At 48.4% G+C, this 20884-nt stretch carries 17 protein-coding genes and 1 pseudogene; 6 read left to right on the top strand and 12 right to left on the bottom strand.

Features of this window, described 5'->3' with window-relative positions; translation table 11 throughout:
- The first annotated feature begins 14 nt into the window (after nt 1–14).
- The 3 genes from BLS62_RS05245 to BLS62_RS05235 all read left to right on the top strand — a co-directional run bounded on the left by BLS62_RS05245 (nt 15) and on the right by BLS62_RS05235 (nt 4122).
- A complete protein-coding gene (locus tag BLS62_RS05245; RefSeq protein WP_093177859.1) occupies nt 15–983 on the top strand; it encodes a threonine dehydratase in 969 nt (322 codons plus the stop codon).
- A gap of 323 nt (nt 984–1306) precedes the next feature.
- A complete protein-coding gene (locus BLS62_RS05240) occupies nt 1307–2365 on the top strand; it encodes a Fe(3+) ABC transporter substrate-binding protein (RefSeq protein ID WP_093177856.1) in 1059 nt (352 codons plus the stop codon).
- 20 nt (nt 2366–2385) lie between these two features.
- A complete protein-coding gene (locus BLS62_RS05235) occupies nt 2386–4122 on the top strand; it encodes an ABC transporter permease (RefSeq protein WP_200798475.1) in 1737 nt (578 codons plus the stop codon).
- Nucleotides 4123–4145: 23 nt separating this feature from the next.
- Here the strand turns inward: BLS62_RS05235 and BLS62_RS05230 are convergent, their stop codons facing one another.
- The 4 genes and pseudogenes from BLS62_RS05230 to BLS62_RS32120 form a co-directional block, all read right to left on the bottom strand.
- On the bottom strand, nt 4146–4772 hold the full coding sequence (locus BLS62_RS05230; protein ID WP_093188451.1) for a LysE family translocator: 627 nt from the start codon (nt 4770–4772) through the stop codon (nt 4146–4148).
- Nucleotides 4773–4856: 84 nt separating this feature from the next.
- Nucleotides 4857–5519: a YrbL family protein gene (locus BLS62_RS05225; RefSeq protein WP_093188448.1), complete on the bottom strand. Its 663-nt coding sequence runs from the start codon at nt 5517–5519 to the stop codon at nt 4857–4859.
- 179 nt (nt 5520–5698) lie between these two features.
- Nucleotides 5699–6334 carry a YrbL family protein gene (locus BLS62_RS05220; RefSeq protein WP_159436503.1) on the bottom strand — a complete coding sequence of 212 codons (636 nt, stop codon included), beginning with the start codon at nt 6332–6334 and terminating at the stop codon, nt 5699–5701.
- Nucleotides 6335–6446: 112 nt separating this feature from the next.
- Nucleotides 6447–6575, bottom strand: a pseudogene (locus BLS62_RS32120) (succinyl-CoA--3-ketoacid-CoA transferase); the annotation flags it as partial.
- Nucleotides 6576–6969: 394 nt separating this feature from the next.
- Here BLS62_RS32120 and BLS62_RS05210 point away from each other — a divergent pair.
- Complete coding sequence (locus tag BLS62_RS05210) at nt 6970–9003, top strand: methyl-accepting chemotaxis protein (protein WP_093177850.1); 2034 nt, start codon at nt 6970–6972, stop codon at nt 9001–9003.
- Nucleotides 9004–9072: 69 nt separating this feature from the next.
- Here BLS62_RS05210 and BLS62_RS05205 read toward each other — a convergent pair whose 3' ends face one another.
- The 6 genes from BLS62_RS05205 to BLS62_RS05180 form a co-directional block, all read right to left on the bottom strand.
- Complete coding sequence (locus BLS62_RS05205; RefSeq protein WP_093177847.1) at nt 9073–9702, bottom strand: CoA transferase subunit B; 630 nt, start codon at nt 9700–9702, stop codon at nt 9073–9075.
- Between the two features lie 14 nt (nt 9703–9716).
- Nucleotides 9717–10412 (bottom strand): CoA transferase subunit A, encoded by a 696-nt coding sequence (locus BLS62_RS05200; RefSeq protein WP_093177844.1) that lies wholly within the window; start codon nt 10410–10412, stop codon nt 9717–9719.
- A gap of 311 nt (nt 10413–10723) precedes the next feature.
- Nucleotides 10724–11545, bottom strand: a complete 822-nt coding sequence (locus tag BLS62_RS05195) for an ABC transporter permease (RefSeq protein ID WP_093177842.1) — start codon at nt 11543–11545, stop codon at nt 10724–10726.
- Nucleotides 11545–12546, bottom strand: a complete 1002-nt coding sequence (locus BLS62_RS05190; RefSeq protein WP_093177839.1) for an ABC transporter permease subunit — start codon at nt 12544–12546, stop codon at nt 11545–11547. The genes BLS62_RS05195 and BLS62_RS05190 overlap by 1 nt, the downstream gene beginning before the upstream one ends.
- Before the next feature lie 9 nt (nt 12547–12555).
- Complete coding sequence (locus BLS62_RS05185) at nt 12556–13707, bottom strand: ABC transporter ATP-binding protein (protein ID WP_208990692.1); 1152 nt, start codon at nt 13705–13707, stop codon at nt 12556–12558.
- A 61-nt stretch (nt 13708–13768) separates the two neighbouring features.
- Nucleotides 13769–14860 carry a polyamine ABC transporter substrate-binding protein gene (locus BLS62_RS05180; RefSeq protein WP_093177835.1) on the bottom strand — a complete coding sequence of 364 codons (1092 nt, stop codon included), beginning with the start codon at nt 14858–14860 and terminating at the stop codon, nt 13769–13771.
- Between the two features lie 782 nt (nt 14861–15642).
- On the opposite strand from BLS62_RS05180, the gene BLS62_RS05175 reads away from it, so the two are divergent.
- On the top strand, nt 15643–17043 hold the full coding sequence (locus tag BLS62_RS05175; RefSeq protein WP_093177833.1) for a glutamine synthetase family protein: 1401 nt from the start codon (nt 15643–15645) through the stop codon (nt 17041–17043).
- Between the two features lie 484 nt (nt 17044–17527).
- Nucleotides 17528–18688 (top strand): response regulator, encoded by a 1161-nt coding sequence (locus BLS62_RS05170; protein WP_093177830.1) that lies wholly within the window; start codon nt 17528–17530, stop codon nt 18686–18688.
- A gap of 29 nt (nt 18689–18717) precedes the next feature.
- Here the strand turns inward: BLS62_RS05170 and istB are convergent, their stop codons facing one another.
- Nucleotides 18718–19545, bottom strand: coding sequence for an IS21-like element helper ATPase IstB (istB, locus tag BLS62_RS05165; protein ID WP_093177827.1), 828 nt, complete (start codon nt 19543–19545; stop codon nt 18718–18720).
- Entirely contained in the window at nt 19542–20795 is a 1254-nt protein-coding gene (gene istA, locus BLS62_RS05160) for an IS21 family transposase (RefSeq protein WP_093176930.1), read from the bottom strand. Before istA ends, istB begins: the two co-directional genes overlap by 4 nt.
- Nucleotides 20796–20884: the final 89 nt, after the last annotated feature.

Here is a 20884-nt window from a genome sequence, read left to right as displayed (position 1 = left end):
CGCAGGAGATTCGCATGCTCACACTGGCAGCCCTTGAAGATGCATCCCACCAGTTGAGGCGCTATATGGCACCAACATCGCTGTTCAGCTGGCCTTTGCTGAATGATGCTTTGGGCTGCGAAGTCTTCATCAAACATGAAAACCATGCTCCGACTGGCTCCTTTAAGGCTCGGTGTGCACTGACTTATCTTCTCCGACAATCCGAACGGCATGTCAGCTCTGCCAGCTTTGTTGCTGCCACACGTGGTAATTTTGGGCTTGGTATGGCTTGGGCTGCCCGTAGCATTGGCCAACGGGCTGCTATTGTGGTGCCTCAAGGAACTTCCAAAGAAACGACAGCAGCGATCCAGAGTTACGGTGCGTTTTTAATTGAGCATGGCAGGGATTTTGAAGAGGCTCATGCATTCGCTTGCCAGATGGCTGAGGACTCAAATCAGGTCCTCGCGCCCGGCTTTGACTATGATCTCGTCTTAGGGGCAGCCACTTACGCTCTTGAGATCTTCCGTGCCCTTAAGGACCTAGATGCCATTTATGTTCCCGTCGGACTCGGAACAGGGATTTGTGGACTGATTTCCGTTCGTAACCTCTTTGGCCTTAAGACCCGTATTATCGGTGTTGTCTCTGAAAAAGCCGATGGGTGCGCCCGATCCATTGAGACCGGCGAATACATGCTCACCTCCTCAGCCGATACATTTGCCGAAGGTATTGGCGTTCGCGGCCCTGCACGAGAAGCGTTTGCTTTGATCCGCTCCGGGGCAGAACGTATCATCCGCGTAAGTGAAGATGAGATTGCAGAGGCCATCCGCCTGTTATTCAGAACCACCCATAATGCAGCAGAGGGCGCCGGGGCAGCCGCACTGGCAGGGCTCTCAAAAGAGCGGGGGGAGTTACAAGGCAAAAAGGCCTCCTTCATCCTCTGTGGCCAGAATATAAACCGGACCTGGATGGCTCGCGTTCTCCATGGCGACACGCCAACTGCGTAGCCTTTCAGGTGTTCTGGATTCGTCTCGTTGTGTTGAAGCCCCCGATATCACTGCAATTTTACGGGAAACTGCACACATGTTTTCAACAAGCTTGAGTTTTTTAGTTAGGTTTAAAACCGCCAATTTCGAAAGCGCAATTGAAAATCATTCGCAATTGCAAACGGATAGCCGAATAAATGCTACATATAGTAGTTTAGAATAGTTCTATCTCATTGTTTTCACAACGTTTATTAGTTGACAGGAACAGTCAACTTTACGATACATCGGGCTAACGAACAGCGTTTAGACAACGTATAACATCAGATCACTTGGAGGGCATTCCTATGAAGTCTTTGGTAAAAGGGATTGGACTGACAGTCGCTGGCGCTGCATTGAGCGCAACAAGCCTTCTTGGTTTGGGCTCTGCTGCACAGGCAGAAGAAGAAGTAAACATTTACTCTTACCGCCAGCCAGAACTGATCCAACCACTGCTTAAAGCCTTCACAGAGAAGACCGGCATCAAGACAAACATCGTATTTGCTAAAAAGGGTCTTGCCGAGCGTATCAAAGCTGAGGGCAACAACTCCCCAGCCGACGTTTTGCTCTCCGTTGACGTTGGGCGCCTTCAGGGTGCTAAAGAGTTGGGCGTTTCTCAGCCGCTCAATAGCGATGTTATCAATGCAAACATCCCAGCAAACCTACGTGACAAAGACAATGAATGGTTTGGTCTGACAACCCGTGCTCGTGTGATCTACGCTTCCAAAGACCGCGTTGATCAAGATGCTATCACTTATGAAGAACTGGCTGATCCAAAGTGGAAGGGTCGTCTTTGCACCCGTTCAGGCCAGCACGTTTACTCCATCGGCCTTATTGCTTCCATGGTTGCAAACCTCGGCGAAGAAGGCACTCAAAAATGGCTTGAAGGTGTTCGTGATAATCTTGCCCGCAAGCCAACCGGCAACGACCGTGCGCAGGTAAAATCCATCTTCGCTGGTGAGTGCGACATCGCTCTTGGCAATACCTATTACATGGGCAAGATGCAAACCAACGAGAAAGATCCAGAGCAACAAGACTGGGCTGCTTCTGTTCGCATCCTCTTCCCAAACACCGAAGACCGCGGCACCCATGTCAACATCTCTGGTATGATCCTGGCGAAGAACGCTCCTCATCAGGAGAACGCTATCAAGCTGATGGAATATTTATCTTCCGCTTCAGCTCAAGAAATTTACGCTGGCGTAAACTTCGAATACCCAGTTCTGCCGGGTGTGAAAGCCTCTGAGCTTGTCGCATCCTGGGGCAGCTTTAATCCTGACAAAGTTGCTTTGAATGAAATTGCTGCACAACGCGCAAAAGCAAGTGAACTGGTTGATCTGGTTGGATTTGACAATGGCCCTTCCAGCTGATGAAAGAATAATGCAAGCATATGAACTCTAGACACGGTTCTAACAATCTGCTGCAGTTTAAGAGCGCCGCCCCCTCCTCTCGAGGGGAGCGGCTTCTCACGTTTGGCACGCTGTTTCTCACCGGACTGATTTTACTGCCAATACTTGCAATCGTCATTATGGCACTTGGCTCCTCTGGCGATTTGTGGCCTCATCTTATTTCCACGGTGCTTCCGCGCGCAATTTCAACGACATTGCAGCTGCTTATTGGCGTTGGAATACTGGTTCTTGTGGTAGGTGTTGGAACTGCATGGCTCGTAACCATGTGCCGTTTTCCGGGTCGCAGGTTCTTTGATCTGGCATTGCTTTTACCGCTTGCTGTTCCAACCTACATCATCGCGTTTTCCTATGTGGAATTGCTTGATTACACCGGCATTGCCCAAAGCATCATCCGCGATATATTCGGCTTTAAGACCTCACGTGACTATTGGTTCCCGGAGGTGCGCTCTCTTGGCGGCGCCGTATTCGTGATGGGCTTTGTGCTTTACCCCTATGTTTATCTGAGTGCACGCGCGTCTTTTCTCATTCAATCAGCCTGTGCGTTGGATGTTTCGCGTACTTTGGGTGCAGGCCCAATGCGTCTATTCTTCAAAGTCGCCCTTCCGCTTGCCCGCCCTGCAATTGTAGTAGGCGTTACGCTGGCTTTGATGGAATGCTTGAATGATATCGGAGCTGTTTCCTTCTTCGGTGTACAAACACTCACCTTCTCAGTCTATGACACATGGCTTAACCGCTCCAGCCTGACCGGTGCCGCGCAAATCGCCTGTACGATGCTGGTGTTTGTCTTAGTGCTGATGGCTCTTGAGTATTATGGCCGTCGCAAGCAGCGCTTTCATCAGTCAACTGGTACGTACCGTGCGTTGCCTAGCTATGAGCTTGGTGGACTACGAAAATGGGTTGCTGTGATTGCCTGCTCTTTGCCAATCCTTCTGGGGTTCCTCTTCCCTGCTCTGTTGCTTGCAAACCGTGCAAGCCGCCGGTTCGAAGATGCGTTTAATCCAGCGCTTTGGAAGGCTGCACAGAACACACTTTGGCTAGCTCTCATCGCAGCTACGATTTCTATCGGCATCTCACTGGCCCTAGCCTACAGCAGACGGATCAACCCTTCCCGCTTGACCACAAGCCTTGGCCGCGTCGCCTCTATTGGGTATGCGGTTCCCGGAACCATTCTCGCGGTTGGAATCCTCTTCCCGGTTGCTGCGCTCGATAACTTCATCGCGGATAGCAGCAAAGCCCTGTTTGGGTTCTCAACCGGTCTGCTTTTACTTGGCTCCGGTACCGCGCTGATTTACGCCTATGTGGTGCGCTTTCTGGCAGTCTCTTATGGCCAGATTGACGGTGGTTTTGGAAAGATCACTCCGCATTACGACATGGCATCCAGAACGCTTGGTCGCAATGCATGGCAGACATTGGGCAAGGTGCATGTGCCGTTGATGAAGCCGGTGATCCTATCTGCCGCTCTGCTCGCGTTTGTTGAATGCATGAAAGAGCTGCCGGCAACATTGCTGCTGCGCCCGTTTAATTTCGAGACGCTGGCGACAACAGTCTATAACGCAGCTTCTCGCGAGGCCTTTGAGGATGCAGCGTTGCCTGCTTTGGTCATCGTGATGGTTGGGATTATTCCGGTGATATTACTAGCGAAAACCAGCGCTGATACATTTCGCCAAAAATCAAGCAGCCGCACCAAAGGTACGCCTGTGATGGTTCCAGCTGAATAAGATCGATTAATGGTGGCGGCGCATTATCGCGTCGCGGCTGCCAGCTTCAATGCCATTCCCACAAAGACGACGGATGCGATGCGGTTCATCACCTTTTGAGCTGTGATTGATTTGCTGAGACGATCACCTATAGAGCCGGCGGCGAATGCTACACTTCCGAATACCAGAATCGTTGAGCAGATAAAAACTGCACCCAGTTGCAAGAACTGCGGAACCAAAGGACCGTGTGCTGGGTCAATAAACTGCGGGAAGAAAGACAGGAAGAAAATCGCGATTTTCGGATTGGTGATGTTCATAATAACGCCGCGCCGATACAGCGGTAACAGCGACGACTGACCCGCATTGCCTTGCTTCAACGGTAATGGCTTCGCTCGAAAGGCTCCCCATGCGAGGTAGAGCAGATAACCAACACCCAGAGCTTTGACCAAAGTAAACGCCAGTTCCGACGCTTGAAAAATTGCCGAAACACCTAGCGCAACAGCCGTCGTATGGAAAATTAAACCCGTGCAGAGGCCCAGTGTAACTGCCAGACCTGCCATACGACCACTGACGGCTGACTGAGTGAGTACAAAGATGTTGTCCGGTCCCGGAACCAGCGCCAGAAGAACGGTCACGGTAAAGAAACCAGTAAGTACTTCAATAGGGATCACGGAACGCTCCATTTATGCAGACATCAAAAGGTGGCATAACCCAACTCCCTGTTAAGGGCAAGTTTGCAGCATTTTTGAGTTTTATCACTTAGATTGAGTTTTCTCGTGACCAGCCTCAAACATTGGTCCAGCTTTCCAAGAATACTGTTTCCGGTCACTCGTATAAAATCTAAGGAGTCGATTATTCGGAAAAATATACTTACTGAAAAAATAATATGTCATTTTTATTTGCACAAACAAATCAACATGTTCGAACCATTTTTTCTTTACATGTCCGACACCATCAATAAGCACTAATCTGATTTCATCATTAGCCAGAATCTGAACGCAAATGTTCCATGGACGGATATCGCGACAAAGCACAGCTTCCCTTACCAAATCGCGGCGAAACTTCTGAAGTGCAACAATAAACTTTCTGGTCGCAACAAACTCAGGTTCCTCTTGCAATATCTTCATCAAAATTTGCGAAGGCTTACCCGTACTTTCATCAGTAATTAGATCAAAAATTCCACCAAAACCTAGATTTGTTTCAATACTTCCACGGTAGTTCGAAATAACCGAGAACTCTTTCTGGTTTCGTTTCCTGAGTAGCTGTTCAAACAGACTTGCCTCCTGGCGAGTAACCCCAGCTCCCCTGCCCACGGCATTCATGTCAACTTTAACACAAAGATTAGGTTTATCAGGGTGCTGATAAACTTTTCGAACACCGCCACATGCAATCAGATTGTTTTCATTAAGTATAATCATAAGAAATTGCTTCTCTTTGAGCAATAAATAAAAAGAAGGCTTATTTTCCCTCCTCCATGGTCAAGCATAAAGCCTCCCAAGTCGCAGCATAAATTTCATGCGTAAAACACCAACAAGACACCTGGATCTCAACCTTCCAAATTGATACATAAAATTTACCTCAAATCATCTACAATTCATTATTTGCGTAATATTGGACCAGCAGTCCATCTCGTATCGCTAAATTTGGTATCCAAACAATACGCTTTCAATAATTCATAAGACTTGAGATTACGTCGTCTTAAGTGGCGGAACATCTTGACAAAAATACGAAACCTTCCAAATTTTTTGTATTTTCCATGACCAACTCCGTCAATTAGGACGTATTGAATATTTCCGTCTTTCTTTTTTTGCACAACCACATTCCAAGGATTCAAATCACGGCATAAAATTCTATCTTTTAGTAGTTTGCGCCTAAATTCTCTAAGTGCTGATTTATGCATATCCCTTTCTTTAGAAGAATGAAACTTGCACATTACATGATAGAGAGTTTGGGATGGTTCCTGCGTATCCTCGTCTCTAACAAGATCAAATACGGCACCTTTGCCCTGATTAGTTTCGACTGTTCCGTGGAATTTTGCTACGGCGTAAAAATCTAGGTACCCGCGTTTTTCCTCCAGATACGAGTAGTATTCCAACTCGTGTGCAGTCCCCCATTCCCCTAAATGGTCAGTGAGTTTATCCACTTTAATGCATTTATTTGGAGTTTCGGAGTGCACATAAACTTTTCGTACCCCACCAGCAGCCAGCAGATTTTCTTCTTTGAGCACAATCACAAGCAATTATTTCCCTTTGAGTAGGAAATAGTTACCAATTATTTATACTACATACAAATGAAAAAAGGGAATTAATCCCTCTCCATCAGAGCCAACAAATTATCTGACTATTTCAATCAACCAGTTTGGCTCCAGCCTTTTCCTTGATTTCATCCATAGTGATGCTTGGTGCCAGTTCGGCGACTTTCAGGCCGCCTTCCACGACATCAAACATACCCAAGTTAGTAATGATGCGTTCCACACAGCGAGCGTCTAAATGCTTAAGTGCTTAAAGGTAGGCAAGTAGATTGGGTTCTAACTTTTACCAGACGTGCATCTCACGTCTGGGAACGTCCTATGATGACAGTTTACTCTCAAGTGGCGACGACTATAGGACTTCACGGAACAATCTCGTGCAAACATCATATTTCCCCCGGAAATAATTGCTTTCACAAATACTGAATGTTTCGTTCGGCGTAACCCAAACGTTGGGTGTCACACCCGGCACTTATAAATACTTAGTTAATATTTATTTTCCATATACGCACCACCACCGAAAACACAAAAGCTTATAATAATTAACCCTCACGCACCTAATTTCAAAGATCTTTATACTCAAGGTAATTTTATTCATATGTATGCAGGGTTGCTTTATTATGTCCCTTAAGGATCGAATTTTTCTATCAGCGAGTGCTGTTTTTCTCGTCTCTTTTGTCTGCTTACTGACTGTAATTGCATTTATGATGATGCAGGCTGCTAAATTGACTGGCGAAGTCAATCTCATTGAAGTCTCTAAAACTCAATCCGAAGTCGCACAGCAAGCACTTATGGATATTGAGCGCGGAGCAGCTCTCATTGCAGACACATATGAAGGCCTCATCGCGACCGGAATAAGTGACAGGCGTGTCTACTTTGACGTTTTGAAAACAGTAATGGAAAACAACACCAAATTTGCCGCCGGTATTATCCGTTTTCAACCAGATCAGCTTGCCTTGGATAAAGACAACACCGCACTCGAATTTACGAGTGACACAGGACTGTTTTCTTCCCTCTTTTTTAGAGGAGGAAATGGTTTGCAATCTAAGTTCCTGAAATTGGAACCAGCATCTAATTCCGGAAAAGCATATGCAGATCTTCTGATATCGGGGAAACCACTTCTAACTGAGCCAGCTATCTATGATGTAGGTGGCAAGAAAATTCTGCTCTCAACAGCTCTGTCTCCTGTTAAAAATGTTGATGGCAAAGTAATCGGCTCCGTGATGCTCGATCTTTATATGGACAAGCTACAGGAAAAAATATCCAGTTCCAAACCCTTCGAGACGGGATTTATTGGATTGTTAAGTGAAGGTGGTATCTGGGTGTCACATTCGAATCGCACCTTACTTGGTTCCAACATTACCCGCTCAGCTCTCGAAACTATTCAAACCGCCGCGGATGGAATAGCCGTTGAAACTGCTGAGGGTTTGACGAGGACATTCTACAAAGTTAATCTCTTGAACGACAACCAACAATGGTATCTGGTTGTTGGGGTTGATACCGATGAATTGTTGAAACCAGCAATGAGTATCCTCTACTTCTCCATTGCGATTGCTCTGATTGGCATACTAGCTGGGAGTGGCGTCCTCTGGTTGATAGGCGCTTCTATTGCGAAGCCAATTCGCCTCATCACAGGACGTATGCAAAGGCTTGCAACTGGCGATGTAAATAGCAAAGTCGAGTATGCTGGCCGTAAAGACGAGCTCGGACGTATGGCCCGGGCACTCCAGGTCTTCGTACAAAATGCGATTGAACGACACGAGCTCCAAAGCCAAAGCGAACTAGAGCAGGAAAAACGCCTCGCACGACAAAAAACGATCCACCAACTTATATCTAACTTCGATGCAGCAGTTGAAGGGGTTCTCCAATCCGTAAGCGAGAACTCCGAAGAGTTAGCAAATACAGCTAACCGGCTCACGAGCATTTCCGAAAACACAACCCAGCAAGCAACTTCTGCCTCAGCTGCTTCTGAAGAAGCTTCGACAAACGTTCAGACGGTGGCCTCTGCGGCAGAAGAACTATCAACTTCGATTGGCGAAATTAGCAGCCAAGTTCAAAGAACCCAAAAGGTGGTTTTTGAGGCCACCGAAGAAGCTACCAACACAAATGATAAGGTTGAAAATCTGGACATCGCCGTTCAGAAAATCGGAACCGTTGTGAACCTTATTAGAGATATAGCGGAGCAAACAAACCTTCTTGCCCTCAACGCCACAATTGAAGCTGCTCGCGCGGGAGAAATGGGTAAGGGATTTGCTGTTGTTGCCTCTGAAGTAAAAGAACTTGCAAACCAAACCTCAAAAGCAACAGAAGAAATATCACAACAGATCTCTAGTGTTCAGGCCTCTTCTCAAGAAGCCGTCACTGCAATAGCTTCTATCTCTGTGCGTATGACTGCGGTGAATGAATATACATCCACAATTGCAGCAGCTGTTGAGCAACAAGGGGCTGCAACCTCCGAAATCAGCGAGAACGTGCAACAAGCTGCCATAGGCACACAGGATGTATCAAGGAATATAAGCGGAGTTTCATCTGCGGCAACAGAGACAAGCCAATCTGCAACCACTGTGTTGATCGCATCACAAAAGGTAAGCGAAAGAGCGAAGGAATTGCAGGACGTAATTAGTCGTTTCCTCGAGGACGTTAATGCATCCTGATCGAACTGATATGTCCGTAAAAAAGGCTGGCACGAGACCAGCCTTTTTCCAATTCAATAATAGCTAGTTTCAATCAACCAGTTTGGCTTCGGTCTTTTCTTTGACTTCATCCATCGTGATGCCTGGTGCCAGTTCGATGGCTTTAAGGCCGCCCTCTACAACATCAAACACACCCAAATTGGTAATGATGCGGTCCACGCAACCAACGCCTGTCAGCGGCAAGGAGCAGTTGTGCAGCAGCTTCTTGTCGCCTTTTTTGTTGGTGTGGTCCATGAGCACGACTACGCGCTTCACACCGGCAACAAGATCCATCGCGCCGCCCATGCCCTTGACCATTTTGCCAGGGATCATCCAGTTGGCGAGGTCACCGCTTTCGGAGACTTCCATCGCGCCAAGGATGGACAGGTCAATGTGACCGCCGCGGATCATCGCGAAGCTGTCTGCAGAGGAGAAGTAGCTGGTGCGGTCCAGTTCAGTGATGGTCTGCTTACCCGCATTGATCAGGTCTGCATCAATTTCGTCAGCAGTTGGAAACGGGCCCATGCCAAGCATGCCGTTTTCAGACTGAAGCGCAACGTCCACACCTTCTGGGATGTAGTTGGAGACCAGCGTTGGGATACCAATGCCGAGGTTTACATAAAAACCGTCTTGCAATTCTTTTGCCGCACAGGCGGCCATTTCGTCACGTGTCCATGCCATGATGCCAGCCTCCCTTACGCTTCACGCGTTGTGCGCTTTTCGATGCGCTTTTCAAATGAACCCAAAACGATACGCTGAACATAAATACCTGGAGTGTGGATGTTATCCGGGTCAAGTTCTCCAGTTTCTACAATCTCTTCAACTTCTACAATGGTGGTTTTGCCTGCCGTTGCCATCATCGGGTTGAAGTTGCGTGCTGTTTTGCGGAAGACCAGATTACCTTCCTTGTCAGCTTTCCATGCTTTCACCAGAGCAATGTCTGCAAGCAGGCCAGTTTCCATGATGTGGGTTTCGCCGTTGAAGTCTTTGTGTTCTTTGCCTTCAGCGATGAGCGTGCCTACACCGGTTTTTGTATAGAAGCCCGGAATGCCAGCCCCGCCAGCGCGGATGCGTTCAGCCAGTGTACCTTGCGGGTTAAACTCCAGCTCCAGTTCACCATTCAAGTATTGACGCTCAAACGTCGCGTTCTCGCCGACATAAGATGAGACCATCTTTTTGATCTGGCGGGTTTGCAACAGCAGCCCCAGACCGAAATCGTCGACACCGGCGTTGTTTGAGATTGCAGTCACGTCTTTGACCCCTGAATCACGCAGTGCAACAATTAGATTTTCAGGAATGCCGCAGAGACCAAAACCACCCGCCATGACTGTCATGCCATCGAATGTCAGGCCGTCCAACGCTGCAGCAGCACTTGGATAAACTTTATTCATTATAAACTCCCAGTACATGAGGCGGTCCGGCAAACATTCCTCATGTTCCCAAAACGCAAGCAATCCCGCCTGTTCATGCTGGCAATGCGATCTGATCCGGTCTCCGGGCCAGCATCGTGCCTTTCCCTCTTGGGGAAAATAGGTATAGCGATAGCATTGTTGATAGACGGGTTTATGGCCCTCGCCAAGTGCCCAATGTACTGAGAACGACTATTTATTTAGGTGATTTACACAAAGCCGGAGGCAATATGCGTTTGCAGCGCACAATCGCCCCCATTCCCGTTGGTAGACACAGATAAATCCCTAAGTTTTTACAGGTGTGCAGCGGCGAGTCGTTCTTCTTCCATTCGCCGTAGTCTCTGACGTTTGGTGAGGAGAGAAGCTGCGATGACACACACCGTGACCAAGGCAACTAATATGGTGCAGATGGCATTAATCTCGGGTGTCACGCCCAGACGAACTTGCGAATATATTTTCATCGGGAGCGTTGTAGAGCCCGGGCCAGAGTTGAAGCTGGCGATTACCAGATCATCAAGGGACAGCGTGAAGGCAAGCATCCAGCCTGCCAAGACTCCCGGCAAAATTTGCGGCAATGTAATGCGGAAGAACGTACGGACTGGAGGGCAACCTAAATCCATGGCGGCCTCTTCCAGTGACCTATCAAACCCTGAAAGCCGGGATTGCACGACAACGGCCACATAACACATGGAAAACGTAGTGTGTGCGATCATAATCGTCCAGAAACCTCGGTTCTGGTCAAGGGCGACAAACAGCAGAAGCAAAGACAGGCCAAGAATGATTTCCGGCATTACCAGCGGTGCGTAAATCATGCCTGAGAATAAGGTTCGGCCAAAGAAGCGGCCTTGCCGCGCTAAAACAAGGGCAGCTAACGTTCCTAAAACAGTCGCCAATGTTGCAGATGCGAGCCCCACACGTAATGTGACCCATGCCGCTTCCAGCAACTGCTCGTTTTGCAGCAGAGATGTATACCATTTGGTCGAAAAGCCTGCCCAGACCGTTACCAATCGCGATTCATTGAAAGAGAAAATGATCAGGATGACGATGGGCAGATACAGAAAACTGAAACCCAGCACCAATGACGTGAGATTGAACCAACTCGGTTTATTTGGCATCACTGATCCCCCTCTGTTCGGCGGGTTTCGTGTCGCTGGAACAGCAGTATGGGTATAATGAGCAATCCCAGAAGGACCACAGCAACTGCAGAGGCAACGGGCCAGTCTCGATTGGAGAAGAACTCAACCCAGAGGGTCTTACCAATCATCAGCGTTGATGATCCGCCGAGCAGATCAGGAATGACAAACTCACCAACAGCAGGAATGAATACGAGGAAACACCCTGCAATCATACCCGGCATGGCAAGCGGAACAGTGACACGCCAAAAGGTCTTCCATGGTGGACACCCAAGATCCTCAGCGGCTTCAATCAGTGTTGTGTCCAGTTTTTCCAGTGAGGAATAGAGCGGCAAAACCATAAACGGCAGGTAGGAATACACTATGCCAATGTAAACGGCGATGTTGGTGTTCAAGATGACAAGCGGCTCATCAATGACCCCGATCAGCAAAAGAGCCTGATTGAGAAGACCGTCTGCTTTCAAAATGCCAATCCATGCATAAACCCGGATCAGAAAACTGGTCCAGAATGGCAGAATGATCATCATCACCAATGTCGGTTGCCAAGTACGCGACGCCCTTGCCATGCCATAGGCCAGCGGAAAGCCAATCAGCAATGTCAGGACTGTAGAAGTGAACGCGATTTGCAGACTTGAGACATACGCTTTCCAATAAAGATCATCCTCTGTCAGCCAAACATAATTGTCGAACGACCAGCCTTTTACAGTTTCCCATAGGCCAGCAATGCCCTGCCCCCAGTCTAAAATGGGAAAATAAGGAGGTATCGCAACTGCGGCTTCGGACAGGGAAATTTTGGCGACAATGACAAATGGTGCCAGAAAAAACAGCAGGAGCCAGAGATATGGCACACTGATCAAAGCAAGGCGGCCCCACGGTTTTGTCGGGTTCGTCGGTGCGTTCTCTGGTGCATCCGGTTCCTGTGTCGGAGCCGATATGGTTTCCGATCTGGTCAGGTTGGAAGGGGCAAAGTTAGGATCGGACATCAGTATCCCTTACCGTGTCAAGATCACACCGGCATCACTGTCCCAAGACAGCCATACCTGATCTTCCCAAGTGATCGGACGTTCCACGAGCCGTGTGGTATTGGCTACGATGGCACGGATAGTCTCGGTCTCCGCCACTTTGATGTGATAGATGGAGACATCCCCCATGTAGGCGATATCCCAGACCTCCCCCTGAATGGCATTGGTATCGGGTTGCTCTGGTTTATCCAATGAGATGCGGAGCTTTTCTGGTCGCACCGCAAACGCGGCATGATCCCCCTGCTTGGCAGTTGTTGGATATTTGATATGAAGATGGTTGCCTAGAACGGAGGAGAACATCTGAACATCCTCTCCCTGTTTGCTGGAGATCTGACCATCAAGAATATTTACGTCACCAATGAATTCTGCCACGAAACGGGAGTTGGGTTGCTCATAGATCTCACCCGGTGTGGCATTTTGCAGGATGTGGCCTTTGTCCATGACCGAAATTCGATCTGCCACCGTCATCGCCTCTTCCTGATCGTGGGTCACAATCAGGAACGTCATGCGTAGCTCTTCTTGCAGGTTTATAAGCTCAAGCTGGGTTTCCTCGCGCAGCTTTTTATCAAGCGCGGCAAGAGGTTCATCCAGCAATAAAACCTTTGGTCGCTTGGCAAGTGACCGGGCCAAGGCGACACGCTGACGCTGACCACCTGACAGCTGATGGGGTTTTCGTTTTGCAAACCCTTCCAACTTGACCAATCCCAGCATCTCGGAGACCCGTGTTTTGATCTCGCTGGACGGCAAACCGTCCATTTCCAGTCCGAAAGCTATGTTCTTTTCTACGTTCATATGCGGAAACAAAGCATAGGACTGGAACATCATATTGACAGGACGCTTGTAGGCTGGGATCCCGGCAAGATCGCGCCCCTCCAAAAATACTTGACCCTCTGTTGGTGCTTCAAAGCCCGCCAGAATACGCATCAACGTGGTTTTACCGCAGCCAGAACCACCGAGAAGCGCGTGGAATTCCCGTTCATAGATTTTCAGAGACAGATTTTCGACGGCAACAAAATCACCAAAACGCTTGGTTATATTCCGAAATTCAATAAAGGGCGTCGCACTTGGGTCTTCCCAAGGAGAAAATGCGCGACGCACTGGACCAAGCGGTTTTTTCGCCAAAATTCCAATCCTTATCAGCGGCTCTTCAATATCTAAAAAACTGAAGGACCGAGTTGGTTGATTAATATCCAGTTTTTACCTGAGTAAAAGTCCGGTTCATGAGGCGCTGCGCTTTGAGCGGTTTCGCACCGATGGTGTATAGGCGCTGCTTCACTTCATCCGTTGGATAGATGTTTGGATTGCCTGTCACTTCCGCATCTATCAATGGGGTCGCATCCTTATTGCCATTTGCGTAGTAGACATAGTCTGACATTTTCGCGATGACTTCCGGACGCATCAGGTAGTTTATGAATTCATATGCTTCGTCGACATTGGTCGCATCTGCTGGGATTGCAATTTGGTCAAACCACATCTGCGCCCCTTCATTTGGTAGAATGTAAGTGACTTCAACGCCTTTATCAGCTTCAGCTGCGCGGTCTGCCGCCTGCAGAACATCTCCAGACCAACCGTAGGCCAGACAAATATCTCCGTTTGCGAGTGCATTTACGAGTTCAGAATTGTGGAACTTGCGAATGTAAGGACGGATCGTCTCTAAAAGCTCGCCTGCCTGACGAATGTCTTTTGGAGTGTTGGAGTCTGGGTTCAAACCAAGATAATGCATTGCCGCTGGGAACATTTCATCCGGCTCATCCATCACGTAAACACCGCAATCTGCGATTTTTGCAAGCTCCTGAGCATCAAACAAAAGATCCCAGCTGCCAATTGGAGCATCCGGGTTCAGGCTGCGGATCTTTTCCGCATTCACGCCATAGCCAGAGGTGCCCCACATGTAGTTTACGGAATATAAGTTGCCCGGATCAAACACCTCGGTGCGCTCTTGCAGAAGTGGGTCCATGTGCTTGAGATTTGGCAGTTTGGATTTGTCGAGTTTCTGGTAAACACCCGCCTGAATCTGACGTTGCAAAAATGTTGCGCTTGGAACCACCACATCATAACCGGTTTTGCCGGTGAGCAGTTTTGTTTCCAAGATTTCGTTTGAATCAAACGTGTCGTAATTGACCTTGATACCAGTTTCTTTCTCGAAATCCTTGAGAACATCCGCATCGACATAATCTGACCAGTTGTAAACGTTCACAACCCGATCGACCGCAAAGGCTGACGAGATCGACAGCGCTAACACAGCAGCCCCTGCCAGCAGAGTTTTAGTTTTCATTCTCAAGTACTCCAATCTAAAATGCCGAGGTTGCAGACACTCTTGTTTTCTATAACCGACCTCAGCACACTGCCGCCATGATACATCCTTCTCGTCACGGATTAATTTCGGGCTACCTTCCATTCGAACATTTTACTGGAATGGCATTCAGTTGTGGCCTGAAACGTTTTTCGAAGGTGTTCGGCCTGAGAACCAATTTCCAGACCGATAGCATCTTTACTGACACGACTTTGTTTGTATCTAGAGGAGGTTGAGCAAACGCTGCGCTTTTGGCAGAAATGCGTTAGTTGTATACAGATATTAAGGGGTGAAGCAGGTGAGCAAAGAGCTCGAGCTAAGACCAATTCCCTATCTCAGAAACAAGTGCGCTTTTATTGCAGATTGAGTGGAAGACATAACTGACTGCTTTTGCCCCCACTTGTCAGCTCTTAGTCGAAACCTCCCCTAAAGAGACCTAGGCCACCTAACGGTAGTCGAATACTCATAGACAGCTCATCTTCAGAGTTTGGTGTAAATTCGGAGCCGCGCTCCTTATGTTGCTTCTCAAAATCCGGTCTATGTTATCGGACTTCAAGCAGTAAAAACAAAACTTGGATAATCTGGCCAATTTTTGTTTCTTCATAACCTTTCCGCTGAACCAATAACTCTGCTAGACTAATTTTGAACTGGTGAAACCTGGTTAGTATTATTCCAACTTTTGCCGGGTTGTAATTTTGTCTTTATTTTCTGTTTTCGGTGCTCATACCAGCACTGGCAAACAACCAAACCCAATTGGGAATATTATGAGTTCTGAGATTAATTCGGATGATGAAGCAGCGCTAAATATGCGCGGTGTGAGTAACCTTGAAGAGGCGCGCACTTGGTTACAAGCCCGCAACATTGGTGACATTGAGTGCGTGGTGCCAGACATTGCCGGCGTACCACGCGGCAAGATGATGCCAACAAACAAATTCTTCAGCAGCAGCACGCTCACAATGCCATCCTCTATTTTCGCGCAGACTATTTCTGGTGACTACCCCGAGAATGATGATCGCTTCACTTATAATCCAACAGACGGTGATCTTTACTTCAAACCAGATTATTCCACACTTACAATCGTGCCCTGGGAGACCGACCCCACTGCACAGCTTATCCATGATGCTTTCACCAAGGACGGGGAACCTTTTCCGATTGCGCCCCGCAATGTCTTGAAGAATGTTCTGAAGCTGTATGATGCCGAAGGTTGGAAACCAATTATTGCACCAGAGGTAGAGTTTTATCTCGTCAAACCAAACACCGATCCAGATTACCCTCTGGAACCCCCTGTGGGTCGTTCTGGACGCCCGGAAGTCGGACGGCAATCCTACTCAATTTCTGCATTGAACGAATTTGATGAGCTTATTGACGATATCTACGATCTGTCTGAAGCTCAGGGCTTGGAGATCGATACTCTGATCCACGAGGAAGGCGCTGCGCAGATGGAGATTAATCTCCGGCATGGCGATCCTCTGGTTCTTGCAGATCAGGCGTTTATGTTTAAACGCACAATTCGTGAAGCCGCACTCAGGCATGATATCTATGCCACGTTTATGGCAAAGGCGATGTCGTCACAGCCCGGATCATCCATGCACATCCACCAATCGGTCCTTGATAAAGAGACCGGGCGCAACATCTTCAACGATGCACAGAATGAAGCAACGCCTGCTTTCTTCCATTTCATCGGTGGACACCAACGCTATCTGCCTGCTCTCATGCCTATTATGGCGCCCTATGTGAATTCCTACCGCCGTTTCTCCCGTGATAGCGGATCTCCAACCAACTTGTTTTGGGGATACGATAACCGCACGGTGGGTCTTCGGGTTCCAAGCTCCTCACCAGATGCACGCCGATTGGAAAACAGGGTTCCCGGATCTGACGCAAATCCATACCTCGTCATCGCTGCCAGCCTTGCAGCGGGCTATTTGGGAATAAAAAAGGGGATCACTCCCGACAAACCCAAGGACACAGACAACAGTGAGGTTATGAACAAACTACCTCGGACACTGTTGCATGCCGTAGACGAATTTGAAGAGGATGAAGATCTGCTTGGGATATTTGGCGAGCAGTTTGTGGCAACCTATCGCGCTATCAAACTGGAGGAGTACGAGACGTTTATGTCCGTCATCAGTGCATGGGAACGCGAATACTTACTGCTAAATGTGTAGTGTTTTCAACGACTCACATCTAATTTAAATCAGGGGTTGTGGCATCAGCCCCTTTTGGCTCCTTGACTATTCATGTTTTGTAGCAACTTTCACACCACATAGTTGCATAATAAGAACATACTGCCCCAAGGGAATCCTTGTTTCTGAATTATTCGATCAATAGACTTATATTTTAATCGATTATATTGACTCTTTTTTATTGATTACACTTGCATATAGAGCCATGATTTAATCAAGATTTCACATATGTTGGATCTGATATGAAGCACAACTTACATATTTTAAAAATTACTGGAAAATCAATCTCATTTGACTTGGTAACACGGATAAGAATTGATTTAATTTAAATTTACCGCAACTTTATGTTTAATTTTAATTATATTCTAAATATTGTTTATGTTGAGGCATATTCGAGGCTATTGATGGCGGCAAGAACGTCATTGGCGCAATTTTGGGCGCAACAGCTGGGTTTTAGGGGCATCACATGCCGGATAAGAAAAAGAGCATTCTTCTCGTTGAAGACGCTAACTTTTTTGCTCGCGTAACTGAAAGCGAAATTGAGCGTGCGGGACACTATAACGTCACCACAGCCAAAAATTATGCTCAGGCGAAGGCGATTATTGAGGAAGGGAAAGTCAAACCTTTCCTTGCACTCGTAGATCTAACATTGCCTGATGCACCCGACGGAGAAGTAGTCGATCTCACTATTGAGGCCGGTCTACCTACGATTGTATTTTCTGGTCGATTTGATCAAGCCACTCGCCGTTCAATTTTGAAAAAGGGCATCGTCGACTACGTTCTCAAGGATTCCCCTGCGAGTCTTGGATATTTGGGAGAACTGGTCAACCGCGTCAATAAAAATCTCAGCACTAAGGTGATGATCGTTGATGATTCACCCAGTGCACGCGCGCTTTTGACGAAACGACTGCAGCTGTATTGCTTGAAAGTCATTCCGGCTACCTCTGGTGAGCAAGCACTTGCCTTACTGGATGCGCATCCGGACGTGAAACTGATGATCCTCGATCACCAACTCCCGGGAATAAGCGGATTCCAGACCCTTACACAAATCAGGCGTAATTTCAGCTTCAATACCCTTGCGGTCATCGGCGTCTCCGCGACGGTAGACCCACAGCTCACCGCAAAGTTTTTAAAATCCGGCGCCAATGACTTTCTCAATAAGTCCTGTACGCCTGAGGAGTTGATGCTGCGCGTCTCACAGAACTTAAACCAGATTGACCGGATCTTTGAACTAACCGAAATGGCCCATCGTGATCCAATGACGGGATTGTTCAATCGAAGGCATCTTTACAACGTTGTTGACCAGCTTCATCAAGACCATATGAAAGCAGGTAAAGAGATGCGGTACGCTATGATTGACATTGATCGGTTCAAGCAAATCAATGACAAGTTTGGCCATGAAACCGGAGATAACCTGATCATCTCCGTTGCACACCGCATTTCTGATCTACTGCCTCATGATGGTGTAGCCATCCGGATTGGTGGAGATGAGTTTTGCGTTGCTTTGCCAAATACTGATGAAGCAACCGCCAAACAGTTTCTTTCCGAGCTGAGAAGCTCCATGCCAGTCATGTCAATGCTGAGTCAAATTTCCCCACATGTGCTGGACGGAAAGTCCTCAGTTTGAGTATTTGGTGACCAGCCTTGTCTGTGGGTCTAACTCTCCTTTTTGGGTGGCCTGCCGCGTCGTTTTGGTGGTGGAGGTGGAGCTATTGAAGCGTTAGCCCGTACGTGCTCTGGCATGAGGTCCGCATGGCTGCGCAACCGATAACTAGCACCTTCGATCTGGATGACGACGGCATGATGCAAAAGCCGATCGAGAAGGGCTGTGGCAATAACGCGATCACCAAAGATCTCACCCCATTCCGCAAAGCCACGGTTTGAGGTGAGGATCATGGATCCCTTTTCATATTTGGCATTGACGAGCTGGAAGAACAAGTTTGCTCCCCCATTGGTAATTGGCAGATAACCGATTTCATCGACGATTAGCAGTGAAGTTCGTGCAAAGAAGCGTAGTTTCTCAGTCAACCGCCCTTCTTTTTCAGCTTTTGCCAAGGCTTCGATGAGGTCAGCTAAAGCAATGCGATACACCCGTTTACCCGCTTTAACGGCTGCAACCCCAAGAGCAGTTGCCAGATGGCTCTTTCCTGTACCAGGTGGACCGAGAAAGTGTACCACTTCATTGCGAGTGATGAACTCCAGTTCGGCTAGAGCCATGATGCGATCCCTGTCCAGCGAGGGCTGGAAGGTAAAGTCGAAGCTTTCCAGTGTTTTTATCGGAGTAAGCCGCGCTGTCGTCAGGGCGACGCCGATACGGCGGCCCTCGCGTGTTGAATATTCTTCATTGAGCAGAGAATCCAGGGCCTCCAGTGCCGTGAGTTCCCCTTGTTCCAATTGGCTCAGCGTGTGGTCGAGCACCTCTAAAGCCCGCGGCATTTTTAAGCCTACCAGTGAAGACTGAATGCGTTTACTGAGCGAACTCATGGCTTACCTCCAGTACTGGCAAGTCGTTGGCCTACCGCTTCATAGAACTCCAGTGGGCGTTGGTTTACACCGCTGTGTTTGGTTGGCTCCGCAGCCAGACGACGGCGCTGTGTTGCCCGTGGAGGAGCCTTGCGATGGCATGGATCAACCCGGCGCTGGTTCTTTCCCTCCATGACCGGATGGGTGGCGATGAGCTGACCGTTTTCATAGATGCGCACCTCTTGCGGGTGATGCTGGACTTCGACCATCCGTTTCTTAACGGTGTCCGGCACTGAATAAAGATTACCTCCAACGGAGACCATGCCATCACGCGTGACCCGCCGCTCCACCAGTAAAACAGCATCATAAGGGTGCGCTGGCAAAGGGATCAGAGCGGGCTGTTCCTCTCCAAAGACCTCGCCCACCACACGGTTGGTGGTGGCATGAACACGGGCATTGGCAATTTCCTTGCACCAGCGTGTGAACTGGGCATTAAGATCGTCCAGATCGCGGAACGTACGACCAAGGAAGAAATCCTGCCGGATGTAACGAAATGGCCGCTCCACCTTGCCCTTGGTTTTGGCCCGGTAGGGCTGGCAGGCATCCGGCTGAGCGCCATAATGGTCCAGAAGAGCGACAAGAGCAGGATTAAAAAGAACAGTGCCATCTGGCTCCTCTCCCAGAACGGCTGTCTTCATGCGATCATACAGGACTTCCAGTGTCGCTCCGCCGAAGACCTCAAAGGCCGCGATATGACAACGCAGGACTGTCTCTAGTTTTTGATTGGCACAATAGCGCCCCCACAAAAACCGTGAATTACTCAGCACCATTGAAAACAAAAAGACTTTTCGCACCACATCTGGTTCACTGGTGAACTCCACCTGAAACTCAGCAAAATCTACCTGTGCCTGCTGGCCTGGTGCTGTCTCAAAGCGCCGTTCAAATGCATGCGGAGGAGCTGGACGGATCAGGCGAAGATATTCCGTTACAGTGGAGTAACCGCCCTTAAACCCCAGTGTCTTCAGCTCACGAAGCAAGCGCCGGGCAGATAGACCGGGAAACCGCTCCAGTCGCTCAAGTAAATAGCCTTTGTATTCCTCCAGTACACGCCCGTCACGCTGGCGGGGGCCGTAGACAGGAGCTTCAAGGCCTTGGTGTAAGTATTTGCTGACCGTCTTTCTATCCAGCCCGGCTTTGCGCGCTATGGCACTTACAGACAGTCCCTGCTGCTTCAAATTATGGATCATTACGATCTTCCCTAGATTGACCACTCCTCCACACCCCTTCTTTCCAATGTGGCGCGGCGCGAGTTTTTGCATAGGTGGGCGTTTTAGAATGCACGGCGCATCCTCTCTTTTAC

Origin of the sequence: Pseudovibrio sp. Tun.PSC04-5.I4, from assembly GCF_900104145.1 — a bacterium.
Lineage (GTDB): Bacteria > Pseudomonadota > Alphaproteobacteria > Rhizobiales > Stappiaceae > Pseudovibrio.
The sequence above is the reverse complement of the archived record's forward strand: the minus strand, read 5'-3'. Positions and strand labels throughout refer to the sequence as shown.